Source organism: Mesoplasma coleopterae (assembly GCF_002804245.1).
GTDB lineage: Bacteria > Bacillota_I > Bacilli_A > Mycoplasmatales > Mycoplasmataceae > Mesoplasma > Mesoplasma coleopterae.
Window position 1 is genome coordinate 261952 of the sequence record NZ_CP024968.1, and the last position, 25322, is coordinate 287273.

The following is a 25322-nucleotide window of genomic DNA, read 5'->3' on the forward strand; positions in this document are numbered from 1 at the left end:
AATAACTTATGAGGTGAAAATATGATTAATTTAATACTTATTTTTTTATCAACTATTTTTGGTTTTAATCAACTAGAGAATATTAACTATGTTCCAGAGAAAAAACAATTAAAATACAATGGTAATCAACATGTTAAATATCCTACAAAAGAATATTCAACAAATATAAATTTTGTTCAAAATGTTTTTAACAGCGGGCATTTATGAAAAACAAATTATGACTATACATTTGTTGTTAATTTAAGTGATTTTGATAAATATACGTTTGAATATTTTGATTTTAAAATTCAGTTTGAAATTTTAGAAAGACTTGTTGATATAAACAATCAATCTTATTCTACAAAAAATACAGTGGAACTCATAATTTATAAAAACATTGCTTCTAAAGTAATCATACAAAATCATTCTTATCAACAAAAAGGAACCAATAGAAAAATTAATTATCAAAGTTTAATAATGGCAGAATTAAACAAAAAAGAAAATTACCAATTAACAGCGTTAATTTCAAATAATTTAGCAAACAATGAGGAACTTAAAAATGTAATTATATTTGAACAAAGAACATTAAATATTAATAAAATAATTATTTCGCTTGTACCAAAGATTAATTATTCTATGTTTGAAAATGCAAAAATTACTGTTTATTATGATCCTACAAAAATTGGTTTAAATGCAGCTGAAATAAACAAACAAATAAATTTAGAATTAGTTAATTTATTAGATAAATTAAATATTGATTCAAAAGTATTTTATTATTTATTTTCAGGAATTAATTTAGTTAATAGTGACTTATCAAGACTTTCATCAGTCAATAAAGATTTAGTTCAAATTTTTATAATAGAATGTGCCAAAAGTTATTTAGTAGAAAAAGACTCATTTCTAAATACTTTAACATCTCCAACTATAAAAATAGAATTTATACAAAAGTTTAATATAAATAATTTAGGATTTAAAAAAATAATTTATGTTGATGATTACTCAACAGTTACAAATAATTTAATAATTTTAAATTTTAGTTCACATAGGTTTTTATTTGATGAAATACTTTTCCTTGAAAAATTTAATGATCAAAAATGATTAGTTAAAGTTAATCCAAAATATAACAATAATATATTTGGTGAATTAGAAATCAGTTTAGTTTTAAAATCAAACAATTGAAGTGAATCTAACAAAGAAAATATTGATACTGAAAATCCTTCGTGAATTGATGGAGAAAAAGCGGATGATAATCCTGAATTGAAAACAAATAAGCATAGTAAATATTTAAAATCAATTATTCTGTTTTTAATTAGTATATTTATGTTTAGTTTTATTTTATTGCCTGAATTATTGAAAAAACTAAAAAAGATATATAGAAAAAATGATAAAATATAAAAAGAAAAAGTTGAGGGATATCGTGCATGAGATATAAAATTCAATCACTAACTGATATAGGTAGAGTTAGAAAATCAAATCAAGATTTCTTAGGATACACTGAAAACAACGAAGGTTGTCTTTTTGCTATTGTTTGTGATGGTATGGGTGGTCATGCATATGGTGAATTAGCTTCTAAGATGGCAGTTGAAACATTCATTAGATTATTTGAAAAAACTACTTTTTTAGAAAAGTCCGATAATGAAATAAATGAATGATTGAGAGAATCTGTAAAACAAATAATTCAAGAAATGAAAAATCATGTTGATGTTTTTTTTGAAACTAATGATATGGGGACAACATTAACTGCTGTACTCTTTGTAGGAAAAAAAGCATTTGTTGTTAACATTGGTGATTCAAGAACATACAGAATTAAAGATGGTAAGTTAAATCAAATAACAGTTGATCAAAACTTATGAAATGATAAAGATAATCGTGAAAAAAGAAAAGAAGAAATAAAAAACTATTTAGGGCCTAGATTTAACGAAATGACATATTGAAAAGTTTTAACAAGTGCTTTAGGACCAAATAAGAATACAAAAATAGATACTTATTTGCTAACTGATAATGTAGGTACTTTTGTCTTAACAACTGATGGTGTTCATGACTACATTGATGCAGAGACTTTTACTGAAATATTAACTTCAAAGAGAAGATTAAAAGCTAAAGCTAAAGAAATGATTGAGTATGCATTAAATAATTTTTCAACTGATAACTTATCATTGCTAATTGTAGAAATGATGGGTGAATAGATATGCAAGATAATAATCAAAAATATACGAGAATTGATCAAATACCAGAAGACTATTTTGCTAATAAAAAAATAAATGGCAGCTACTTGTTAATAAAAGAAATAGGAAGAGGAACATTTGGTCTAGTCTATAAAGCCAAAGATTTAAGCAATCCAACGAATTATTCAAAAGACAATTTTTTAGCTATTAAATTAATGTTTGTTCCTAACATTAAGAATGAAAATGACAGATTGAGAGAGCAAGAAGTAAGAGATGAAATTAAGAAATATTCAACTCAAATATTTAATCCAAGAGTTGTTAAAATTCAAGATTACCTTCAATGAGATAATTTTTTATTAATTGTTATGGAATATGTTGATGGCCAGTCATTGCAAGATATGTTAAAAGAAAAAGATGGTACTTTAACTTTTGAAGAAATAATTTACTACTTTAGTGAAATAGCTTTAGGGTTACAAGGTGTTCATGACATGAACATGATTCACCGTGATATTAAACCAGGTAATATTTTGTTAACAAAAGATAAAAAGATAAAGATAACAGACTTCGGAATTTCACATGTTAAAGGATTTGTTTATGAGGGAGGAAGCGCTAAAAGAACATTGAAACCCTCATCGCCAGGAACACCAAGATTTGCATCCCCAGAACAATATATTGAATCTGATGCTTCAAATGATGACAAAATATCATTCCAGTCAGATATTTATTCATTAGGGGTAATGATGTATGAAGCAACAACAGGTGTTGAATTAATTAAAATTAATGATTCAAGATTATTTATGCCAAAAAATGATAGAGATAGAAAAGACAAAAATACTTATCTTTTAGATCAAAGTTTAGTTGCAGAGATTATTTTACCTTCAGCGATCAATCCAACAATCAACAAAAGTTTAGAAAGCATAATTATGAAATGTCTTGAAAAAAATGTTGCAGATAGATACAAAACAGCTAATGAAGTGGCAAAAGATCTTAAAGCAATTGGCAGAGGCGAAAAAATAACAATTAAAAAGTTTAGAAATGAACCTTATAAAAATGAAAATATTAAAAAATTTGAAAATGAAAATAAGAAATTTACAAATTTTATATCAAGCTTTATTAATACAAAAGTTGTCCCAGTAATTGTTTGCATTTTTGTAATATTAGTTTTATTCATACTTGTTTTAATATGATAGGAGGTAAAAATTGTGAATGGAAAAATTATTCAAATAGATAGCAATATAAGTTTTGTTCTTACTAAAGATAACAAAGTATATGAAGTATTTATTAAAGGTAATGTCAAAAAAGAAACTAAACCTTTAGTCGGAGATGATGTAGAATTTGAGTTTATCGAAGAATTAAAAGGCAATATAACAAAAATAATACCTAGAAAAAATGAAATATATAGACCAAGAATTGCCAATGTTGATCAGGTTATTATAGTCACATCTTTATTTGAACCACTATTTGCGTCATACATTTTGAATAAATATATTTTTATGATTGAAGCCAAAAAAATAAAACCAATTCTTTTATTTACAAAAAATGAACTATTGAATAAAACAAAATTTTATGATGAAGTAATGCAAAAAGTAAATTCTTACAAAGATATAGGATATGAAGTATTTATACTTGATAATATAGAAAATGTAAAATATAACAAAGAAATAAAAAATTTGAGATTAAAATTAGTTGATAAAGTTTCATTTTTTACAGGACAAACAGGTGCCGGTAAGTCTACAACACTTAACAATTATTTAGTTGATCATCAAATTAAAACTAATGAAATATCTCTGAAACTTAATAGAGGAAAGCACACTACTACAAATGTAAAAATATATAACTTACCTGATAATATTTTGATAGCTGATACCCCAGGTTTTTCAAGTTTTGAACTTGTTAATCTTGAAGTTGAAAATATTTTGAGAACTTCAAAAATATTAAATAAGTTTAATAGTAACTGTAAATTTATCGATTGTATTCATATTCATGAAAAAAAATGTGGTGTAAAAGATGCGGTTGAAGCAAATGATATACCATTATTTATATATGAAGATTATAAAAAGATTTATGAGGAAATATCAAACAGGAAGGTGAGATACTAATGAAAGAAATAATTATTGCACCAAGTTTTTTATCTGCAAACTTTGCTGATTTAAAAAAAGAAATAGCGCGATGTGAGTTGGCTAAAATTGAATGAATACATTATGATGTAATGGATTATGATTTTGTCCCAAATTTAACATTTGGTTCAAAAATATTAAAAGATATTGTAAATTCAAGTAAGTTTAAAATTGATATACATTTTATGATCAAAGTAAAAACAAAGAAATTTGAAGATTTTTTTGTTGAGTATATTAAATGCAATCCAACTATGATGACTATGCATATCGAATCAATGACAAGAGAAGAAACTCAAAAATTTTATGATTTGTGCAAATCAAACAAGATTATGTTTAGCTTAGCTGTTTCACCAAAAACAGATATCCATGTTTTAGATGAGTGATTAGAAAAATTAGATAATATTTTAATTATGAGTGTAGAACCTGGATTTGGTGGCCAAACATTCATACCTGAAGTTTTAAAAAAAGTTGAATATTTAGCGTCTTTAAAAAAAACAAATCAGCTTAACTACATAATTGAAATTGATGGTGGAATTAACGAACACACAAGTAAAAAAGCCGCTAATGCAGGCGTTGAAATGATGGTCGCAGGGAGTTATTTATTTGAAAGTGAAAATTTTACAGAGAAAGTTGAAGCATTAAAACATGATTAAAAATATTCTTATTGTAACTTCCAAAACTAAAATAGATTTAAGTGTTTTTAATAATGATCAAACTTATATAATAGGTATTGAACGCGGATGTTTAGATTTGATTGAAAAGAATATAAGAATAGATTTAGCAATTTCAGATTTTGATCAGGTATTAGATGAAGAATTGGAGATGATTAAGTCTTATTCTAAAAAAATCGAAATACTTTCAAGGGATAAAGACTTGTTAGATGGTGAAATGGCAATAATAAAAGCTAAGAAAATATCTTCAACAGCTAATATTTTATTTGTAGCTAATCCAACAAAAAGATATGACATGAACTTTTCAATTTTAAATCTAATATTTAAATATGGAATTAAATTAATAAATGATGAAAGTGTAATTTTCAAAATACCATCAGGTAAAACAGAATTAGAATTTAGTAATTTCCAAATTTATACTTTCATAAGTTTCTTTTCAAAAGTTGATACTATAATAACTTTAAAAAATTTAAAATATGAATGTAATAATTTAGAATTAAAAGCTTGAGAAAATACTTGCATATCTAATGCCATGGTATTAAGTAAAAATCCAATAATTAACACTAATAATGAAATAATATGTATAGCAACAAAATAAAAAAAGGAATTTAAATTTCCTTTTTTTCTTGTAGTTTAATTCTTTTCTCTGCTGCTTTAAGATTTAATTTAGCTTTTTTAAATCTAATTTTAGCATTTCTAACTTTAGCCTTAAAAGTTATTTTTTCAAATTCATTCTTGTTACTTTTTAATTCTTTTCTTCTTTGTTCCAATTCAAGTTTTGCAACATTAACTTCTGCCTTAGCTAATTTTAATTCACTCAAAGATCTTTCATGAATTTCTTGAGAATTAAAAAAACTAGTGTAGTCAATTGTCATTTCATCAGTCGAATGAGTATTCTCTCTATTGTCATATATTTTAGCTACTAATTTATGCTCTCTAGCTAATTTTTTTGCTTCAGTTATTGCATCTTCTTTTTCCTTAAAAGAACCTAAATCATCTTTAGTTACAACTACTTCTTTTTCAGTTTTAACAATTTTTCAAGGCATGACCATTCACTCTTTTCTTTTTAATATTATATTAAAAAGTTTAGACAAAAACAAATAATACTTTAGCAAATAAAAAAGGGTATTTAAAACCCTTAGTATTTTTATAAATGGTGCCTCCTATCGGGGTCGAACCGATACGAGTTTCCTCGTCAGATTTTGAGTCTGATGCGTCTGCCAATTCCGCCAAGGAGGCATATAACAATTATAATACATTTTTTGGTAAAATATTTCTAATGAAAGAGGTATTATGAAAAAACAAACTAATAAAATATTAATACTAAATATATTAAATGTAATATTTACAATCTTGTTTAGCTTATTAATAATAGCTACTATACTTGCTGTTTGCATATCATTAAAACAAACATTTGTTGCAATATTAGTAATTTTGCCAATCGTTTCTTTTATTTCAATTATTATTTTTTATCTAATATCATACAGAAAAAGAAAAATAGGAATAACAAATTTATTATTTTTTATGTGTTCACTAAATATATTTTCATTGCTTATAAGTTATAAAATAATTTCTGAGTTAGAATCCTTAGATATTTTACAGAATGAGGATAATGAAAAAGTTTTTGAAGAAAAAAATATTTTAATGGCTAGTTGAGAAATAGAACTTGAAAAAGCAAAAATAGATAAGAAGCTAGCAAAATTAAGTTCAACTAATGAAAATAAAAAAGTTTCTAAAAAAAATATTGAACAAAAATTAGAGGTGAATAAAAGAGAAGTTTATAAAAGTTATACTAAATTTGTTTATAAAAATATATTGAAAAAAAACCCAGAAGAAAAAAACACATTTAAAATAATCACCTTAACATCAAATGCTATAGTTAAATATGAATATCTTGATCAATTTCTTAAACAAGAAAAACTAATTAAAGACTTAGAAAAATTTGGTTGAACAAAAGAAGAAGTAGTTCAAGTAATTACAACTAATGATATAGAACAAATAATTACAACATTTAAAGAAAACAGAAAAGATTATTAGAAAAAAACACATGCAACTAAGCATGTGTTTTATTAATTAAGCAACAACAACGTTTTGTTTTTTTAAAGTTCTTAAAGTTCTTGCTGAAACTTTGATAGTAAATACATTACCGTTTTCGTCCATAACTTTAACTTTTTGTAAGTTTAAATTTCATTTTCTCTTTGTTGCATTTAAAGCGTGTGATCTTGAATTACCAGATAACGCACTTTTACCAGTTAACATATCTTTTCTTGCCATCTCATTTCACCTCTGTCTATAGTTAAGATTAATAACACTAAAAAAATAATACTAAAAATAAAGAGATATTACAACATATATAAATAAAATTTTGCTTTTTTACCCAACTTTTATATAATATTGTTAAAATAATATAAGTGAAAGTAAGGTGATTTTGTGAACACAATAGATAAATCAGTGATTAAAGTAATTAAAGATGCCATAGTAACTGTGCCTGGTGTAGTTTCATTTTCTAATTTTAATGCAGACTCATATGATGAGATTGCAACAAATGATATCAACAATGCTATTGAGTTTACAAATACCGACAATATAACTCGTTTTAGAATACATGTTATAATATTATCTGGTGTTAACATTAAAGATGTTATAAAAGAAATTCAAATTAGAGTAAAATATGAACTAGAGAAAATTTCAAAATTTACTATGAAATACATGGTAGATGTTGTAGTAGATGATTTAGCTTAAAAGCAAAGCAATAGGTGAAGGAATAAAATGGAAAAATTAATTTTGATAAAAGACTCAATGACGAGTGCTGTAAACAATTTATATAACAATTATCCGCATATTGATAAGTTAAATGTATTCCCTGTTCCAGATGGAGATACAGGAACTAACATGAATTTAACTGCTACTAACGGATATAATGATGTAAAAGATATTGAATTTAAAACAATCGGTGAATTTTTAAATGCTTTTTCTAGAGGTTTAATTATGGGGGCTAGAGGTAACTCTGGTGTTATTTTTTCTCAAATTATTAAAGGTCTAGCAAAAGGAATGAACGATGCTACTGAATTGAATGTAGCAGAATGAAAAAAAGGGTTTACAGAATCTAAAATAATAGCTTATAGAGCAGTTATGAAACCTGTTGAAGGTACAATCTTAACAGTTATTAGAGAAGTTGCTGAACAATCAGTATTATTACCTGATGATATGGAAATAAAAGAATTCTGAAACAAAATAATATTAATTGCAAATGAAGCATTAGAAAATACTCCTAATTTATTACAAGCACTTAAAGATGTTGGTGTTGTTGACTCAGGGGCTTATGGATTAGTTAAATTTTTAGAAGGTATGAACTCAGTAATTCAAACAAATAAAATAATAGCTAAGACAGATAAACTTGAAATCAATGAAGGTGGAAACATCGAAATGGAAATTGAAGCCGAATTTGGTTACTGTACTGAAGGTATTGTAATGTTAAACGAGGAATGAATTAACAAATTACAAACTAGCGCAATCAGAGATCAATTACAAATTTATGGAAATACTTCAATCGTAGTTGTTGTTGACGAGGATATCTTAAAAGTTCATACGCATGCTTTAAGTCCGGGACAAGTTTTAATGTTCTTACAACAATATGGTGATTTTAGAACTATCAAAGTTGATAACATGAATTTACAAGCTGACAAGCAAGTTAAAGGTAGTGAAGGTTCTGGATGACAAGAAAATACATCAATTAAACTTGAAAGAAAACTTAATAATGAATATGCAACAATTGCTGTTGTATCATCACCAGAGATGAAAAAATACTTTGAAAAAGAACTTGGTATTGATATAGCTATTGATGGAGGTTCAAAAATGAATCCTTCAACTAATGATTTCTTGAAAGCTATTGAGGAAGTTGACGCTAAAGCTGTTTACTTAATGCCTAATAATGGAAATGTTTTATTAGCAGCAAAACAGGCTGAAAAAGAAGAAACTAAATCAAAAATTATTGTTATTCCAACAAAAACTATTCAGCAGGGAATGACTGCAGCATTATCATTCGATCCATCTGCAACAACTGTAAAAAATACTAAGGCAATTACTTCAGCAATTAAAAATGTGATTTCTTTCCAAGTTTCACAAGCAGCTAAAGATTCAGTTGTTAATGGAATTAAAATTAAGAAGGACCAACAAATGGCTATCGTTGATGGAAAAATTGTTGGTACAGCAAATGATATAGGTATCTTATTTGAGAAACAATTATCAAGATATATAACTAATAAAACAGAAATTATAACTATTTTTATTGGACAAGATGCTTCAGCAAAAAGTGTTAGTCAACTAAGAAAATTTTTAGACGAAAATTTTGATGTAGAATATGAGATTATCGAAGGTGGTCAAAAAGTTTACAGTTTTATAATTGCAGTAGAATAATTTATTAAAGCACCAAATTGGTGTTTTAATTTTATAAAATAAAGAAAAAAGAAGGTAGGTACTACAAATGTATAAAATAGCGTTTGACGTAATGGGATCAGATAATGGTAGTTTAGTTGCGATTGAAGCAGCAAGCAAATTTATTAAGACAAGAAAGGATTTATATCTTATTTTTGTTGGAGATAAAGAACAAATAGAAACAACATTAAAAAAATTCCCTATTGATAAATCAAGATATGAAATTCTTGCAACTACAGAGTTCATTGATATGAATGGTTCAATAATGGATATTAGAAGAAAAAAAGACTCATCAATGGTAAAAGCACTTGAAGCTTTAAAAGATAATAAAGTTGATGCTATGATTACTGGTGGTAATTCTGCAGCTTTCATTGCTGGAGCACATTTTATCCTTGGTGAATTAAATGGTATATCAAGACCTGGTTTCATGCCAACACTTCCAACTGCAGTAAACAATAAACTAACTTTATTATTAGATGTAGGAGCAAATCTTGAAGCAGACGTTGAAGATATCATTGGATATGCTAAAATGGCTAACATATACTCTAAAAACGTCTTAAAAATTGAAAATCCTTCTATTGCTCAATTAAACATTGGTGAAGAAAAGTCAAAAGGTACTTTATTACAAAAAGAAATCTATAAGGAACTAGAAGCAGATGAAAATATAAACTTTTTTGGTAATCTTGAATCAAGAGATATTTTAGCTGGTAAAGTTGATATCATTGTTACTGATGGTTACACAGGAAACATGTGTTTAAAAGCATTTGAAGGAGCTTCTAAAATTTTAATGACTGAAATTAAATCTCAGTTATACAAAACAATTTTTACTAAGTTAAAGGCTTTAACACTTAAAAAATCATTTGATAATGTTTCAAAGAAATTTGATTATAAAAATCACTCTGGAGCTATTTTATTAGGTGTTAATGGTATTGCATTTAAAGCGCATGGATCAAGTGATGTTAAATCATTTGAAGCAACATTAAGAATGACTTGTGATGCTATTGAAAATGATGTATTAAATAAAATTAAAAAGGAATTGATATAATATGACAATGCACGAATTTTTTGAAAATTTTGGTATTAAAATTAATGATTCAAAAATTTTTAGCACTGCATTAACTCATAATTCTTATGCAAATGAGACAAAAACAAAAGAAACATATCAAAGACTAGAGTTTTTAGGCGATGCTGTTTTACAAATGTATGTATCAAAATTTTTGTATTTAAATTTTTCAAATGCACCAGAGGGTAAATTAACAAAAACAAGATCTGATATTGTTAGACAAGAAACATTGAGCGAAATTGCTAAAATGATTGATCTTGGTAAGATTATTAGATTAGGTCAAGGAGAAATAAAATCAAAAGGTTATGAAAAACCTTCGATTTTATCTGATGTCTATGAAGCAGTAACGGCTGCTATTTATTTAGATCAAACTGAAGAAATATTAATATCTTGAATTAAAGCAACAATATTCAAATACATTGAAAAAAATGATTACAAACAACTTAATCGTGATTACAAATCTGAGCTTCAAGAGATCATTCAAGCTGAGATTAGAAGTGATTTAGAATATAAAGTTGAAAATCAAATTCACATTGAAAAAGATAATAAAATAAAATATACTGTTAGTGTTAATTTAGATGGACAAAAGTATGGAGTTGGTACTGGTTTTTCTAAGCAAGAAGCATCACAAAATGCTGCAAAAGATTGTTTAAATAAATTAAAAAAAACAACAAAATAATAAGTAAAAAGTGAGCTGAAAACTCACTTTTTACTTATTATAAATTATTCTTTTATACCAAGTATAAGGATAAGAAAATCAACTATTTTTTAAGTTTTTTGATATAATTTTATTAGTTATTATATTTAAACGAAGGAGTTAAGAATTTATGCTATTTTTAAAACAAATTAGAGCAGTTGGATTTAAATCGTTCGCTGAGCCTACAACATTAAACTTCACAAAAGAAATGATTGGTGTTGTTGGACCAAATGGTTCAGGTAAATCAAACATTACAGACTCTATTAGATGAGCTTTAGGAGAACAATCAACTAAATCATTACGTGGTTCAAACATGGATGATATTGTTTTTTCAGGGAGTGCTGATAAGCCTGCTGCTGATTTTGCAGAAGTAACATTAGTTTTTGATAATCAAAGAGATATTTTTTCTACTATCAAAACAAATGTTGTTGAAATAACTAGAAGATTTAATAAAAAAACTCGTGATAGTGATTTTTTCATTAATGGTGAAAAATGCAAATTAAGAGATATCCAAGATGTAGCATTAGAAACAGGTTTGACTAAATCAAGTATAGCAATTATTTCACAAGGAACAATTTCAACATTTGCTGAAGCTAAACCTGATGCAAGAAGAGAAATTTTTGATGAAGCTGCAGGATTAGCAAAGTACAAAAAAAGAAAATTAGAAGCTCTTAAACAATTAGCAAAAACAACTGAAAACTTAACAAGAATTAGTGATATTAAATCAACTCTTGAAAAAAGACTACCAAGAGAAAAAGAAAAAGCCGAAAAAGCTGCCAAATATAAAGATAAAATTGAAGAATTACAAAAAATTGAATTAACAATTTTAGCAAGTGATGCTTTAAGATTTGAGACTGAATTATATTCATTAAGAGATAAAAGACGTCAATTAGACATAGAAGTTCAAAAATTAGCAAATGAAATTAACTTATCACAAGATGAATTAGATGTAATGTTATCTAAAAATGGTGATGCAGATAAAGAAATAACTCAATTAAATTTAAATTTCCAAAGAATTGTTGAAAGAATAGCAAGTTTAAAAACTCAAAAGCAACAAGTTGAAGCTAGAGAAAATTCTGAAAACATTAACCAAAATTCTGATGATATAAAAGCTAGAGCTATTAAAAAAGAATTTGATGAAAAATCAATTTCATTTAATAGTGAAAAAGATCTTGTAGCAAATCTTGAAAAAACAGAATTAGAATTAAAAAGAAGATATGACGAAGTTAATGACCAGTTTAGAACTTTTCATATGCAATCTCAAGAAATTGAATCTGAAAAGAACAAGTTACAATATCGTTTAGAAGAACTTGAACATAAACAAAACACAAATAACTTAAACCCAATGTCAGGTGCAAAAGCAATTATCGATAACGCAAAAAGATTATCAGGAGTTGTAGGAACTGTCGGTTCATTAATTGATGTTAAAGAAGAACACCAAATTGCTATTTCATTAATAACTGGTAATCATTTACAATCTGTAGTTTTTAAAACAAGCGATGATGCTAAAAAAGGGATTGAGTTTTTAAAAAAACAAAGATTAGGTAGAGTGAATGCATTACCTATTGATACTTTAAATCCTTCTTCAATTGCAGGGCCACAAAGGGACATAATAAAAAGAGCTCCTGGATTCATTGGGTTTGCAAACGAATTAGTTGAAATTGAAAAAGACTGTCAAGTTGTATTGGATTATATTTATGGTACAACAATCGTTACAAGAAACTTTGACGATGCAACTAAACTTGGAAAAAGCATTAACTTCCGTTATGGAATAGTTTCATTAGATGGTCAAAGAGTTTTACCTAGAGGAGCAATGAGTGGTGGTTCTGTTAATAAAGCATCAAATATTTTTGCTGCTAAAAAAATTGATGAATCATTTGACCCAGAATCAATTAAAACAAAAATTGTTTCTTTAGATAAAATTTTTAATGAGAAACAAAAAATATTTAATGATTTAAAAGAAGTAAGAGAAAAATTAGTTGATGATATTAACCAGACAGCATCAAACATTAGAATTGGTAAAAACTCAATTAATATCCTTAATTCTTCATTAATTGAATTATCTGATAATTACAAAATTATTACAGGTAAAGATTTATTAAATAACCAAGTTACTTCATCATTTGATGAATCAGAATCAATTAGATTAGCTAGAGAAATTGCTAAACTTGAAACTGAAAGAAATGAAATTTCAATCAAAGTTAATAGTTTATCAGAGTCTAAAACTAAAACAACTGATCGTCAACATGAATTAAATAAAGAAAACAAAGAAAAACGTGAAATTTTAAATAATTGAAAAGATGAATTAGCTAATGTTAAATCAGACTTAACAATTTTAGAATCAACAAATATTCAAATCCTAAAAAGATTATCAGAAGGATACAACTTATCATTAGATGCTATTAGAGATATGCAATTTGATGAAATAGAAAATCCTGAAGAAACAAGAGCTAGAATTCAGGAATTAACTATTGAATTAAAATCAATTGGAGAAGTTTCAATGGATGCAATTCAAGAGTATGAAGAAACAAAAAAAGAATATGAATACTATGTTTCAAATTTAAATGAAGTTCAAGAATCAGCAGATAAACTAAATGAAATTATTTTAAATATTGATATAGAAATGAAAACTCAATTTAAACGTATTGTTGACGATGTTAATGCAGCATTACCAGAGGCATTCCAAAAATTATTTAATGGTGGAACTGCTCGTTTAATTTACACAAACCCAGATGATATTTTAGAAACTGGAATTGATATTGAGGTTAACCCTCCAGGTAAAAAAATTACTAACTTAAACTTATTAAGTGGGGGAGAAAAATCATTGGTAGCATTGTCAGTGTTATTTTCAATTTTAAAAGTAAGACCATTACCACTAGTTATCTTAGATGAAGCTGAAGCTCCATTAGATCCAGCAAATGTAACAAGATTTGCACGATATGTAAGAGACTTCGTTGAAAACACTCAATTCATTATTGTAACTCATCGTGAAGGTACAATGGAAAACTGTGACATCTTATATGGCGTAACTATGGAGACAAAAGGAATTACAAAAATAGTCCAATTAGCTTTAGATATTGATAAAATTAAAAAACTAATCAATAAAAATAAAGAATAAATTTAAAATTGCATATTGTGCAATTTTTTTGTTATATTATTAACCTTTAATCTATGATTAAAGAAATAAAACCAAAAGTATAATTTTTACTAATTACATGCTTAAATTGGTATAATAATATTAATTATTTCTAAATAGGAGAAAAACATGAACAAGAAATTCTTTTTAGTAATGGTGATAGTTGTAGGAGCTATTGTTGGTCTATGATCATGAACTTTAGTAGCACCAAATAACTCAATAAGTATTGGTGGCAGTGCCAGTGTTCAGCCGTTATTGAAGAAACTTACTGATAAATATAAAACTGAAGATGGTAAAAAATTTGTTTATTCAGCAACTGGTTCAGGGGCTGGAGTTACAAATGTACAAGAAGGTGTTTATGAAATTGGATTTATTTCAAAAGAAATTAAAGAAGATGATTTTGAAAAAGAGCCTATTAATGAAAACAAAGCGTTATTTAGTAATCTTTCAAAAGATGCAATTAATGATAGAAAATGATATTCAAACCAACTAGCAAATACTCCAGGTGTGGATGACACATATCGTTCAATAGAATTTGCAAGAGATTCAATAGTATTTGTTTACAACGATAAAGGAACAGGTTTTGACGAGTTTTTAAAAAAATCAAATTTAGAATTTAAGTTTGAAGTTGATGAAAATGGAAATTTTGTTAAAGATGAAAAAAGTTATAGAATTCTTAATGCAATTTATAAACCAGATTCACAAAATGATTTAATAAGTTGGAATGATTTAGCAAAGTTAATAGCAAATGAATTTTCATTACCCGAAAATAAGAAGGCCAATTTATCACTTGCAGAAGAAGTTTCAAATAAAGTTAAAGTAACGCCTTATTCATCAACAAGTGGTTCAGGGACAAGAACTTCCTTTTCAAATTTAACAGGAATAGAACCTGGTAATGCTGTTAAAGAATATGGAGCTAATGGAACTATTTACAGTCAAATTGAGAAATCTCCAGGATCAATCGGATTTGTTTCAATGTTATATGGTTCAGCAAATTCATCTACTATTAAATCAGTAAAAATTAGCAATGGTGAAAAAACTTGAGACCCTTCAAATGATTCAACTCAAGAATTAGTGGATTACCCATTAACAAGACCTTTTATAGCGATTTATAAGTATGACAGAAATAACAACGATTTAAATAGTATATTAGACTTTTTGTTTTGAATGGCGGCAAGTCCAGAAGTTGAAAAAATATATGCATCTGTTGGTTTAACACAATCTGTTCAAGCCAAATAATCAGAAAACAAATAAATTATAAATGGAAAGGAGATACCCATGTTTGCAAATAAAAAGAATCAAGAAAATGCTTTTAAAGCTAAAGTATTTAAGCCAAAACAAAATTTTAATGCTAAATTTTTTAAATCAATTATTTATTCATTAACTTTTACTGTTATTGCTATTTTATTAGTTTTAGTTATTTTTGTTATTTTAAAATCAACTCATGTTTTTAAAGAACAAGGTTTCTGAAGTTTCATAACAGGTACAAGTTGAAAACCTGGCAAAGATGGATCCGGGCAATATGGTATAGGATTAATTATTTTAATGACCTTAGTACTTTTAACTATATCAATGGTGTTTGCAATTCCACTAACAATATTTGCAACTTTGTTTATTTCTGAATACCTATCAATAAGTATGCAGAAAAAAGTACTTACTGTTATTAAACTATTAGCTAGTGTACCATCAGTTGTTTTTGGACTTTTTGCAAGAGATCAAATTGGAGCATTATTTCAATTAATGGGTGCTCCAAATAATGATAACTTGATGGTTGCCTCAGTAACAATGACTTTTATGGCAGCTCCAACAATGATAAGTTTAAGTTATAACGCTGTTCAATCTGTTCCTGAAGGTTATCGATTAGGTAGTTTAGGTTTAGGTATTTCTAAAGAGAAAACAACATTTAAAATTATTAGAAAATCAGCTTCAGCTAAAATAATTTCAGCAATTATATTGGGTATGGCTAGAGTAATTGGGGAAACAATGGCTATCATGATGATTGCAGGTAACTCAACTGGTGGTTTTATAACAAACAGCGGAATAAGTGGTTTTTTATTTTCATCTATTAGAACATTAGCTGCAACAATTGGTCTTGAAATGACGGAAAACAGTGGTTGAACGCATCAATCAGCTTTATACGCAATTGGTTTAATTCTTTTCTTATTAGTTTTTATTATTAATATCGTTATTTTATTTATGTCTAATGTTGATAATATTAAATACTCAAGAAGAATTAAAAGAGAAGAAAAAATGAATATGAATTCTTCAAAAAAAACTAAATCGCCAAAATATGTTTATGATAAAAGAATGTTAGGAATGATGGTTCATAATAGAACAGAGAATAAATTTTTTAAAAAAACATATTCGGCAATAATGTTAATGTTAATGTGAATTTCAACTGCAATTATTATTTCGTTTACATTTTGAATTTTAGGTGATGTTATTATTAGAGGATTAATTGGACTATCAGACCCTGTTGCATTTATTCATATGGATACTGAAAATAGAACAGGTGGAGGAATTTTTGCAGCATTGCTTACAACAATCTTATTAGTTGTTTGTACTTTAGTATTTGCTATTCCCTTTGCTTTAGCAGCGGCCATTTACTTAAATGAATATGCAAGAAAAAGTTCAGTCTTAACTAAAACATTTAGATTTTCAATTAACTTATTAGCGTCAACACCATCAATTGTTTTTGGTATATTTGGTTTATCGATATTTATTGTTTTATTAGGTTTACCGTTTAGTATATTAGCTGCTGGTTTAACGATGACAATAGTTGTTCTTCCAATGTTAATTTCTAACTTTGAAGATGCGTTGCAACAAGTACCTCATCAATATCGTGAAGCTGGTTCAGCTTTGGGTTTAACAAAGATTCAAACATTATTTAAAATTATTTTACCTAATGCAATGGAAGGTATAATTACTGGGATTATCCTAGCGATGGCTAAAATAATAGGAGAATCTGCTCCAATTTATTTAACTCTTGGAACAGATATTCAAATGCCAACGCAAGGATTCTTATCTCAAGGAACAACATTAACTACTGGAATCTATATGATGGTAGCTGAAGGAATACCTGGTCATGGTCAAGGAACAATTTACTTAATGGCATTAATTACAATTATACTAATTATTGGATTGAATTTTACTTCTGGAAGACTTTCATCATTGCTTGTTCAAAATACAAAAGATTTAAAAGCAAAATCAAAAATTAAACGTAAAGAATTTAAAGCTAAAACTAAAGCAAGAATTAAGAAACTAAAGCCATCGCTTAAATTTAAATGAATGAAATTGCAAAGCAAATTAAGAAAAGGTGAAGTTGAAGTGAAATTCTTTAAAGAAATTTCAACAAAGAATAAAGCTTGAATCAAACGAAAAAAACAATATAGAAAATTAAAAAAAGGAGTTATAGATAATGAGTAATACACTTAAAAAAGATGAAACTTTTAAAGGCTTAAATTTAAATAAAAATCTAAAAGAAGATAAGCCAGCAAAATTACCGCCTCTTTCAAAAAGAGCAGATGTTATTAAAGTAACAAACTTTAACTTCTTCTATAAAGGTAAAAAACAAGCTTTATTTGATATCAATATGGATATTAAAGAAAATTCTATTACAACTTTTATTGGTCCTTCAGGGTGTGGTAAATCTACACTTTTAAGATCAATTAACAGAATGAATGACTTAATAAGTGGTTCAACTGTTGAAGGATCAATAGAAGTATTTAATGAAGAAATTTATAAGCAAGGAACAGATGTTTCAAAATTAAGAACTGAAGTTGGTATGGTTTTTCAAAAAGCTAATCCATTCCCTTTATCAATTTATGAAAATGTAATTTATGGACCAAAAACACAAGGGGTTAAAAGTAAAAAAGTATTGGACCAAATTTGTGAAGATTCACTAAGAAAAGCTGCACTTTGAGAAGAAGTAAAAGAAAAATTAGAAACCCCAGCGCTTGGTCTTTCTGGTGGACAACAACAAAGACTATGTATTGCTAGAGCTATTGCAATGCATCCAAAAATTTTATTAATGGATGAACCAACATCTGCGTTAGACCCAATTGCAACTTTAAAAGTTGAAGAATTAGTTTTAGAACTTAAAAAAGAATATACTATAGTTATGGTGACTCATTCACTGCAACAAGCAACAAGAATCAGCGATATGACAGCTTATTTCTTAAAAGGCGAGTTAATAGAATACAATACAACTAAAAAAATATTTATTAGTCCAAAAGACTCAAGAACAGAAGATTATATTTCAGGAAGGTATGGTGATTAGAATATGTCAATTAACAAAATTTTAGATAATGATATTCGACAACTAAGAAGCATGCTTGAAGACATGATTAAAGAAACTAAAGTTCAATTTGCTGAAACATTTGAAGTTATTACAAAAAATAACGTTGAAGGTGCAGCAATGATTGTAGAACATGACAAAATTATTAATGATAAGTTGAATGAATTTACATCAACAGCTCTTTGAAAAATTGCAAAACAACAATTAGTTGCTCGTGACCTAAGACTTGCTGTTGGAGGTATACTATTAGCTAGAGAAATTGAAATCATTGCGGATTACTCTAAAAAATTATGTATCTTTTTTTCAAAATTTAAACCAACAAAAAAATACACAACATCAATCCTAAATCTTTTTCAGTTAGTTATAGATATGTTAGATAGCTTTTCAGAACTATTTTCAAACTTTGATACTAATCTAGTTGTTAAAGTTATGGAACTTGAATCACAAATTAATAAAGAATTTGAAGACTTATATTCATATTTAGTAAAAGCTCTTAAAAAAGCTGAAACAAATGAAGAAGTGACAGAAATTTCAGAAGCTATGAAACAAGCTAAAAATCTGGAAAGAGCTGGAGATCATTTATTAACTGTTCAAGAAATTGTTTCATTCATTAGAACAGGAAGATTTGAAGAAACTTCGGAAATATATGACAATTTAAAAACATTAATGTAATAAATAAATTCTGTTTAATCAGAATTTTTTTAATTTTATGATAATTTGATAAAATAATAAATAGTAGATAGAGGTATATCATGGGTTTTTGAAACAAGTTAAAAGATAAAATATCTGGTAATCAAACAGAAAAACAAAATAATGAAGAAAAGATAGTTAAAAGTAAACCTATTGTTGAGCAAAAACAGCTAACTGAAAAAGAAATAGCTAAAAAACAAAAACAAAAAGCAAAAAAAGAAAAAGCTGAAAAAGCAATTGCAAAATCAGCTTTAGATTTTTCAAAAGATATTAAAAAACTTTCTAAAAAATATAAAAAAATGGATGATGATTTCTTTGACGAACTTGAGGAAGTTTTAATTAAAACTGATATGGGTATGAAAATGGTTTTAAAAATTTCAAATAATATTAGAAGAAAAGTAAAAAATACATCTGAAGCAAATGAATTTAGAGAAATTCTTGCTGAAGAAATTTATGATATTTATACAGATGGTTCTAAAAAAGTGGAAGAATTAAATTTTGAAGATGGAAGATTAAATGTTTTTATGGTTATTGGTGTAAATGGAACTGGAAAAACTACTTCATTATCAAAAATTGCAAATTTCTACGCTGAACAAAACAAAAAAGTCTTAATAGCAGCTGCTGATACATTTAGAGCAGGAGCTATTGAACAATTAGAAGAATGAGTTGATAAAAGACTTGATAGTAAAGTTGATCTAGTGAAAGGAAAAAAACAAAATCAAGATCCTGCAAGTGTGGTATTTGATGCTTTAGAAAAAGCAAAAGCAGAGGGATATGATTTATTATTGATTGACACTGCTGGTAGATTGCAAAATAAAGTTAACTTAATGAAAGAATTAGAAAAAATGTATCAAATAGTTCATAAATTTGATAAAAAAGCACCACATGAACTTTTATTAGTGATTGACGCAACAACAGGTCAAAATGGAGTTATGCAAGCTCAAGAGTTTAATGAGGTTGCTGATATTTCTGGTATTGTTTTAACAAAAATGGATGGAACAAGCAAAGGTGGAATTGCACTATCAATTAAAGATCAATTAAATATACCGGTTAAATTAGTGGGTGTTGGAGAACAAGTTGATGATATTGAAAAATTCGATGTTGACCAATATGTATATAATTTAGTAGTTGGTTTCATGGAAGAAAGAGAAGAAGATGAGTAAAATAACATTAGAAAAAACTTTAGAGTTATCATCACTATTTTATTTGTATAAAAACATGCTAACTGAAAAACAAGTTGAATATTTTGAATTATATTTTGAAGAAGATTTGAGTTTTCAAGAAATAGCTGATCAATTAGTAATATCTAAAGCAGCAGCACATGATGCAATTAATAAAATTATCAAAACATTAAATGATTTAGAAGGTAAGTTAAAAATAAACGAACGAAAAATAAAAATTCAAGGTATTATTGAAAAACATAATAGTTCTGAAAATAAAGAAGTTTTAGAACTTATAAAAGAAATAGAAGAGGTTATTTAATGAAAGTACTTATGGTAGGAGATATCTTTGCTAAACCAGGTAGAGAAGTTTTTAAAAAAAATATTGAAAGCTTAATTAAAGATAACCAAATTGATTTTGTTGTTGTTAATGGAGAAAATACAACGCATGGTAAATCTATTTCAAAAGAACATTATTATTTTTATAAAGAAAATCACGTTGATGTAATAACAAGTGGTAACCATATATTTAAAAATACGGAAGTTCTAGAATATATAAATCAGACACCTGATTTGTTAAAACCACTAAACATGTATAAAACACCAGGTAATGGATATGTGATTATTGAAAAAAATAATAAAAAAATATGTGTCTTAAACTTAATGGGGAATAACTTTATGGATCCTTCAAACAGTGTTTATGAAACTATGGATGAGTTCTTATCATTGAAATTATCATACGACATATTATTAGTTGATTTTCATGCTGAAACAACAGCTGAAAAAATAGCTTTTGCATTAAACTATGATGGAATTATAACTGCTTTTGTAGGAACTCACACTCATGTGCAAACTGCAGATGAAAGAATATTGCCAAACGGTACAGCATTTATAACTGATTTAGGTATGAGCGGAGTGATTGATTCTGTTATTGGTATTGAAGCAGCAGATGCTATTTATAAGCAAAAAACGGGATTGGTAAGACGTTTTCAACCAGCAAAAGGAAAAGCAAAATTGAATGGAGTAATTATTCAAATTGATGAAAAATCAAATAAAGCTATAAGCATTAAAAGAATAAGTATTTAAAAGCAAATTATTTGCTTTTTTTATTTCAGATTTTTAAACGGATTTAGTATAATTTATATTGATATCGCAGAAGGGAAAAATGGAAAAATGAGAAAATTATTTACTAGCGAAAGTGTTTCAGAAGGACATCCAGACAAAATATGTGATCAGATATCTGATGCGATATTGGATGAAGTACTGAAACAAGACCCAAACGCTAAGGTAGCCTGCGAAACATTTGCTACCACAAACTATTTATTAATTGGCGGACAGATTACAACAATTGCTACTGTTGATTATGAAGAAATTGCACGTGACGTATTAAGAAAAATTGGATACAACAACGATGCTTATGGTATCAATGCCGACACTTGTGAAATTGATATCAAAATTGAACAACAATCAGCTGATATTGCCTTAGGAATCGATTTAGATACTGAAGTAATTGGAGCTGGTGACCAAGGAATTATGTTTGGATATGCTACAAATGAATCTAAAACTTTCTTACCATTAGCTATTACTATTTCGCATGAGTTAGTTTATTTAGCTTCTAAGCTAAGAAAAGAAGGAAAATTCAAATGAGCAAGACCTGACATGAAGTCTCAAGTAACAATTGATTACACTGATGAGTCAAATCCTAAAATTGATACAATCTTGATGTCAATTCAACACGATGATGAAATGATTGAAGAAGAATTTAAAAACTTTATAAAAACAGAAATCATGGATGTTGTTGCTAAAGAGTTTAAATTAAACACTGATTTTAAAGTGCTAATCAATCCAACAGGTAGATTTGTTATTGGTGGACCTCAAGGAGATACTGGGTTAACAGGAAGAAAAATTATTGTTGATACATATGGAGGTTATTCACGTCATGGAGGAGGAGCTTTTTCTGGAAAAGATGCAACAAAAGTTGATAGAAGTGCTGCTTATATGGCGAGATATGCTGCTAAAAACTTAGTTGCTGCTGGTTTGGCTGATAAAATCGAAATTCAAGTTTCATACGCTATTGGTAAACCAGAACCAGTTTCAATTTTTATTGAAACATTTGGGACAGAAAAAGTAGACAAAGAAATTATCACAAAAGCATTAAATGATAATTTTAATTTTTCAGTTAATGAAATTATTAAAAAATTAGATTTAAGAAAACCAACATTCTTGAAAACAGCAACTTATGGACATTTTGGAAAAGATGAATTAACATGAGAACAATTAGATAAAGTTGAGCAATTAAAAAAATAAAACAAATCACTTTTAAAAAGTGATTTTTTTGTTATAAAATAATAACTAATAAAAAAGGAGAAAAAATGAACAAATTAATAAGCAATAATTTTTTTAAAATATTAGTTTTGTATTTTACAGTTTCGTTTTTTTTACCACAATTAGGATTTTTAGTACCTTTAATTGTAGTATTCTCACTTTTTTATTCAATTTTTAAAGTTTTTAAAGAAATTAAAATTAAGCCTAAATTTATGGGAATATTCTTTATTCTTTTCTTTCTTTGAACTTTATTTATTTTCGTTTTCGCAATTGTAATTTCGTTTATTTTATTTAAAAATAATAGTATCTTATTAAACTTTAAATTATCATTAATAATATTTTGTTCACTAATAATAGCATTTAATTTTAAACCGTTTATAAATATAACTACTTTAAATGAAGAAAATAACTTCAGTTTATATGTTTTTTTGCATCAGTTATTAAAAACATTAATATACTGGTGTTTCTGAGAAAAATTAATTGTTCTTAAAAAAATAATTTGATATAGGCAAGATATTTCATCTATTTAAAATATCCTATTTTAATAAAAAATAAAATAGGAGGATTCTCATGAAAGAATTAATTAAAATAAACAACATAAAAAAAACAAATATTTTACAAGAAATAAATATAAGCATTTTTGAAAATGAATGTATTTCAATTATGGGTAATAGCGGAGTAGGTAAATCAACTCTTTTAAACATTTTATCAGGTATTGAAAAACCATCAGAAGGAAGCGTCATAATTGATGGCACTAATATATCAGAATTGAATGAACCTAAATTAACAAAATTTAGATCAAAACAAATATCATACATTTATCAAGATTATAAATTAATTGAATATTTAACAGTTGAACAAAATATAAAATTTGTTGAGAAAAATAATAAAAACATAATTAACGAAGAAAGATATTTAAATTTACTAAAAGAACTTGGATTAATTGAAAAAGAAAAGGTTATTGTGTCTAAACTGTCAGGTGGACAAAAGCAACGTGTAGCAATTGCAAGAGCATTACTTGGAAATTCAAAGATAATATTAGCAGATGAACCAACAGGAGCTCTTGACTTAATCAATACTAAAAAGGTATTAGAGGAATTAGTAGTTAATAGTAAAAAATTGGGAAAAACTTTAATTATCGTTACCCATTCACCACAAGTTGGACTTGAAACAGAAAAGATTATTTTTATGAGTAACGGAAAAATAACAGAAGAAATTAAAACTAAAGAAATAACAATTGCTAAATTAGAAAAAAAATTACTTATTGAAAATGAATAATAGTGAAATATTTAAGCAATTAAAGTTTTATAAAAGCTATAACATTCCAATATTCATAACATTATTTTTATCATCAGTTTTTACTAATTCATCTTTATTCTTATTTATTTCTTCGCTCAAACATTTTGATAAGGATTCCAACATGTCTTTAATTTTTATTATCCTTTTTGGGTTATTACTACTAATTTCAATATCAATGACTACATTAATAATAAGTATAAATTTTAATGTTAGAGAAAAAGATCTAATAAATAGAAGATTGATTGGATTGTCTTTTAAAAATTTATTTAAGAATTTATTGCATGAGCAACTAATCATAATGGTTCCAAGTTTTATTTTAGGATTTTGTTCTTCAATAGTCTTAAATAAATTGCTTGTAGCAAATTTAATTAAAAAAACTATACTTCAACAAGGTTTTTCAATAAACTATACATTTTTAAATATAACTTTAGTACTTTTAATAAGTTTATTAACCTTGTATGCAATTATTTATGCATCAACAAAAAAATACCAAAGAATTGAAGTAAGCAACAAAGATAATAAAAAGAAAATGATTAAAAATCAAATTATTAAAATTATTTTAGGATTTATGTTTATAATTTCGTATTTTCTACTAATTGTATTTAATAATACTGAAGTTCTATATTTATTTGGAGGAATATTCTTTATTATAGGGCTACATTTCTTATTAGAAATTATGATAACAGTGATTTGTAAAATGCTATTTCAAGTTTTTTCAGGTTCTTTTGTTTTTTCTAGTTCAATAAAAAATATGCAATATAATGCATCTCTAATAACTAAAATTATTTTAATGCTTGTTAACTCAATGATTTTTTTAAATTTTTCAATTAACGTAATAGGCAAAATGGGTGTTCAAAGTTATGAAATAAATTCTAATACTCAATATTTAAATGGTTTGATATTTTTAGGAGCATACTTAAACATTGTGTTTGTGAGTTTTACATTTATAATTATCATAAACGGTTTTTTAATGTATTTAAGAAGTCTTGAAAAAGAAAATTTAGTGCTAAGACAACTAGGTTTCACAAGAAAAAAAGTTTTTGTCAGAAATATCTTACAATTCATTATAATTTGATTTCTTTATGTAATATTAGCATTTACTACAACAGTTTTAATATCATTAATTTGAAATGATAAAGCAGCTTTATCTAATGTTATATACTGAATTATTGAAATTTTTGTGGTTCTATTACTTATGATGTTATTATGCTTAAGTAATTGATTTTTTAAAATTATTAAAAATAAATAATTTTTGACGTCTTAATTGACGTTTTTTTATTATAAAATAA

The 25322-nt window shown here is 26.3% G+C and carries 24 protein-coding genes and 1 tRNA gene; 22 read left to right on the plus strand and 3 right to left on the minus strand.

Going from position 1 to position 25322, the window contains the following annotated elements:
- Positions 1–21 precede the first annotated feature (21 nt).
- Genes MCOLE_RS01225 through MCOLE_RS01250 form a run of 6 tightly spaced genes read left to right on the plus strand, consistent with a single transcriptional unit; the run spans position 22 to position 5530 of the window.
- Positions 22–1374 (plus strand): hypothetical protein, encoded by a 1353-nt coding sequence (locus tag MCOLE_RS01225; protein ID WP_167373847.1) that lies wholly within the window; start codon positions 22–24, stop codon positions 1372–1374.
- Between the two features lie 26 nt (positions 1375–1400).
- Entirely contained in the window at positions 1401–2165 is a 765-nt protein-coding gene (locus MCOLE_RS01230; RefSeq protein ID WP_100670738.1) for a PP2C family protein-serine/threonine phosphatase, read from the plus strand.
- 2 nt (positions 2166–2167) lie between these two features.
- A complete protein-coding gene (locus MCOLE_RS01235; protein WP_100670740.1) occupies positions 2168–3334 on the plus strand; it encodes a serine/threonine-protein kinase in 1167 nt (388 codons plus the stop codon).
- A 12-nt stretch (positions 3335–3346) separates the two neighbouring features.
- Positions 3347–4243, plus strand: coding sequence for a ribosome small subunit-dependent GTPase A (gene rsgA, locus MCOLE_RS01240; protein WP_100670743.1), 897 nt, complete (start codon positions 3347–3349; stop codon positions 4241–4243).
- A complete protein-coding gene (locus MCOLE_RS01245) occupies positions 4243–4914 on the plus strand; it encodes a ribulose-phosphate 3-epimerase (protein ID WP_100670744.1) in 672 nt (223 codons plus the stop codon). Before rsgA ends, MCOLE_RS01245 begins: the two co-directional genes overlap by 1 nt.
- The gene (locus MCOLE_RS01250; RefSeq protein WP_100670746.1) at positions 4907–5530 is read left to right on the plus strand and encodes a thiamine diphosphokinase; all 624 of its coding nucleotides are present in this window, start codon (positions 4907–4909) and stop codon (positions 5528–5530) included. The genes MCOLE_RS01245 and MCOLE_RS01250 overlap by 8 nt, the downstream gene beginning before the upstream one ends.
- A gap of 10 nt (positions 5531–5540) precedes the next feature.
- Here the strand turns inward: MCOLE_RS01250 and MCOLE_RS01255 are convergent, their stop codons facing one another.
- Complete coding sequence (locus MCOLE_RS01255) at positions 5541–5984, minus strand: hypothetical protein (protein ID WP_164703807.1); 444 nt, start codon at positions 5982–5984, stop codon at positions 5541–5543.
- Positions 5985–6086: 102 nt separating this feature from the next.
- A tRNA-Leu gene (locus tag MCOLE_RS01260) sits at positions 6087–6171 on the minus strand.
- A 54-nt stretch (positions 6172–6225) separates the two neighbouring features.
- On the opposite strand from MCOLE_RS01260, the gene MCOLE_RS01265 reads away from it, so the two are divergent.
- Entirely contained in the window at positions 6226–6969 is a 744-nt protein-coding gene (locus tag MCOLE_RS01265) for a hypothetical protein (protein ID WP_100670750.1), read from the plus strand.
- Between the two features lie 36 nt (positions 6970–7005).
- Here MCOLE_RS01265 and rpmB read toward each other — a convergent pair whose 3' ends face one another.
- Positions 7006–7206: a 50S ribosomal protein L28 gene (gene rpmB, locus MCOLE_RS01270; protein WP_011183124.1), complete on the minus strand. Its 201-nt coding sequence runs from the start codon at positions 7204–7206 to the stop codon at positions 7006–7008.
- Between the two features lie 156 nt (positions 7207–7362).
- On the opposite strand from rpmB, the gene MCOLE_RS01275 reads away from it, so the two are divergent.
- The 15 genes from MCOLE_RS01275 to MCOLE_RS01350 all read left to right on the plus strand — a co-directional run bounded on the left by MCOLE_RS01275 (position 7363) and on the right by MCOLE_RS01350 (position 25282).
- Positions 7363–7674, plus strand: a complete 312-nt coding sequence (locus MCOLE_RS01275) for an Asp23/Gls24 family envelope stress response protein (RefSeq protein ID WP_011183125.1) — start codon at positions 7363–7365, stop codon at positions 7672–7674.
- A 27-nt stretch (positions 7675–7701) separates the two neighbouring features.
- Complete coding sequence (locus MCOLE_RS01280) at positions 7702–9348, plus strand: DAK2 domain-containing protein (protein ID WP_100670752.1); 1647 nt, start codon at positions 7702–7704, stop codon at positions 9346–9348.
- A gap of 67 nt (positions 9349–9415) precedes the next feature.
- Positions 9416–10411 carry a phosphate acyltransferase PlsX gene (plsX, locus tag MCOLE_RS01285; RefSeq protein WP_100670754.1) on the plus strand — a complete coding sequence of 332 codons (996 nt, stop codon included), beginning with the start codon at positions 9416–9418 and terminating at the stop codon, positions 10409–10411.
- A gap of 1 nt (position 10412) precedes the next feature.
- On the plus strand, positions 10413–11108 hold the full coding sequence (gene rnc, locus MCOLE_RS01290; RefSeq protein WP_100670756.1) for a ribonuclease III: 696 nt from the start codon (positions 10413–10415) through the stop codon (positions 11106–11108).
- Between the two features lie 148 nt (positions 11109–11256).
- The gene (locus MCOLE_RS01295; RefSeq protein WP_100670758.1) at positions 11257–14244 is read left to right on the plus strand and encodes an AAA family ATPase; all 2988 of its coding nucleotides are present in this window, start codon (positions 11257–11259) and stop codon (positions 14242–14244) included.
- A gap of 147 nt (positions 14245–14391) precedes the next feature.
- Positions 14392–15501 carry a phosphate ABC transporter substrate-binding protein gene (ptsS, locus tag MCOLE_RS01300; protein WP_100670760.1) on the plus strand — a complete coding sequence of 370 codons (1110 nt, stop codon included), beginning with the start codon at positions 14392–14394 and terminating at the stop codon, positions 15499–15501.
- Positions 15502–15540: 39 nt separating this feature from the next.
- Positions 15541–17688 carry a phosphate ABC transporter permease PstA gene (pstA, locus tag MCOLE_RS01305; protein ID WP_100670762.1) on the plus strand — a complete coding sequence of 716 codons (2148 nt, stop codon included), beginning with the start codon at positions 15541–15543 and terminating at the stop codon, positions 17686–17688.
- A complete protein-coding gene (gene pstB / locus MCOLE_RS01310; protein WP_100670764.1) occupies positions 17681–18541 on the plus strand; it encodes a phosphate ABC transporter ATP-binding protein PstB in 861 nt (286 codons plus the stop codon). Before pstA ends, pstB begins: the two co-directional genes overlap by 8 nt.
- A gap of 3 nt (positions 18542–18544) precedes the next feature.
- Complete coding sequence (phoU, locus tag MCOLE_RS01315) at positions 18545–19231, plus strand: phosphate signaling complex protein PhoU (RefSeq protein WP_100670766.1); 687 nt, start codon at positions 18545–18547, stop codon at positions 19229–19231.
- 80 nt (positions 19232–19311) lie between these two features.
- Positions 19312–20412: a signal recognition particle-docking protein FtsY gene (gene ftsY, locus MCOLE_RS01320; protein ID WP_100670768.1), complete on the plus strand. Its 1101-nt coding sequence runs from the start codon at positions 19312–19314 to the stop codon at positions 20410–20412.
- Entirely contained in the window at positions 20405–20731 is a 327-nt protein-coding gene (gene ylxM, locus MCOLE_RS01325; RefSeq protein ID WP_100670770.1) for a YlxM family DNA-binding protein, read from the plus strand. Before ftsY ends, ylxM begins: the two co-directional genes overlap by 8 nt.
- Positions 20731–21495: a TIGR00282 family metallophosphoesterase gene (locus tag MCOLE_RS01330; protein ID WP_100670772.1), complete on the plus strand. Its 765-nt coding sequence runs from the start codon at positions 20731–20733 to the stop codon at positions 21493–21495. The genes ylxM and MCOLE_RS01330 overlap by 1 nt, the downstream gene beginning before the upstream one ends.
- 87 nt (positions 21496–21582) lie before the next feature.
- The gene (gene metK, locus MCOLE_RS01335) at positions 21583–22716 is read left to right on the plus strand and encodes a methionine adenosyltransferase (RefSeq protein ID WP_100670774.1); all 1134 of its coding nucleotides are present in this window, start codon (positions 21583–21585) and stop codon (positions 22714–22716) included.
- Positions 22717–23304: 588 nt separating this feature from the next.
- Positions 23305–24012 (plus strand): ABC transporter ATP-binding protein, encoded by a 708-nt coding sequence (locus tag MCOLE_RS01345; RefSeq protein WP_100670778.1) that lies wholly within the window; start codon positions 23305–23307, stop codon positions 24010–24012.
- 142 nt (positions 24013–24154) lie between these two features.
- Positions 24155–25282 (plus strand): FtsX-like permease family protein, encoded by a 1128-nt coding sequence (locus MCOLE_RS01350; RefSeq protein WP_157844802.1) that lies wholly within the window; start codon positions 24155–24157, stop codon positions 25280–25282.
- The last annotated feature ends 40 nt before the right edge of the window (positions 25283–25322 follow it).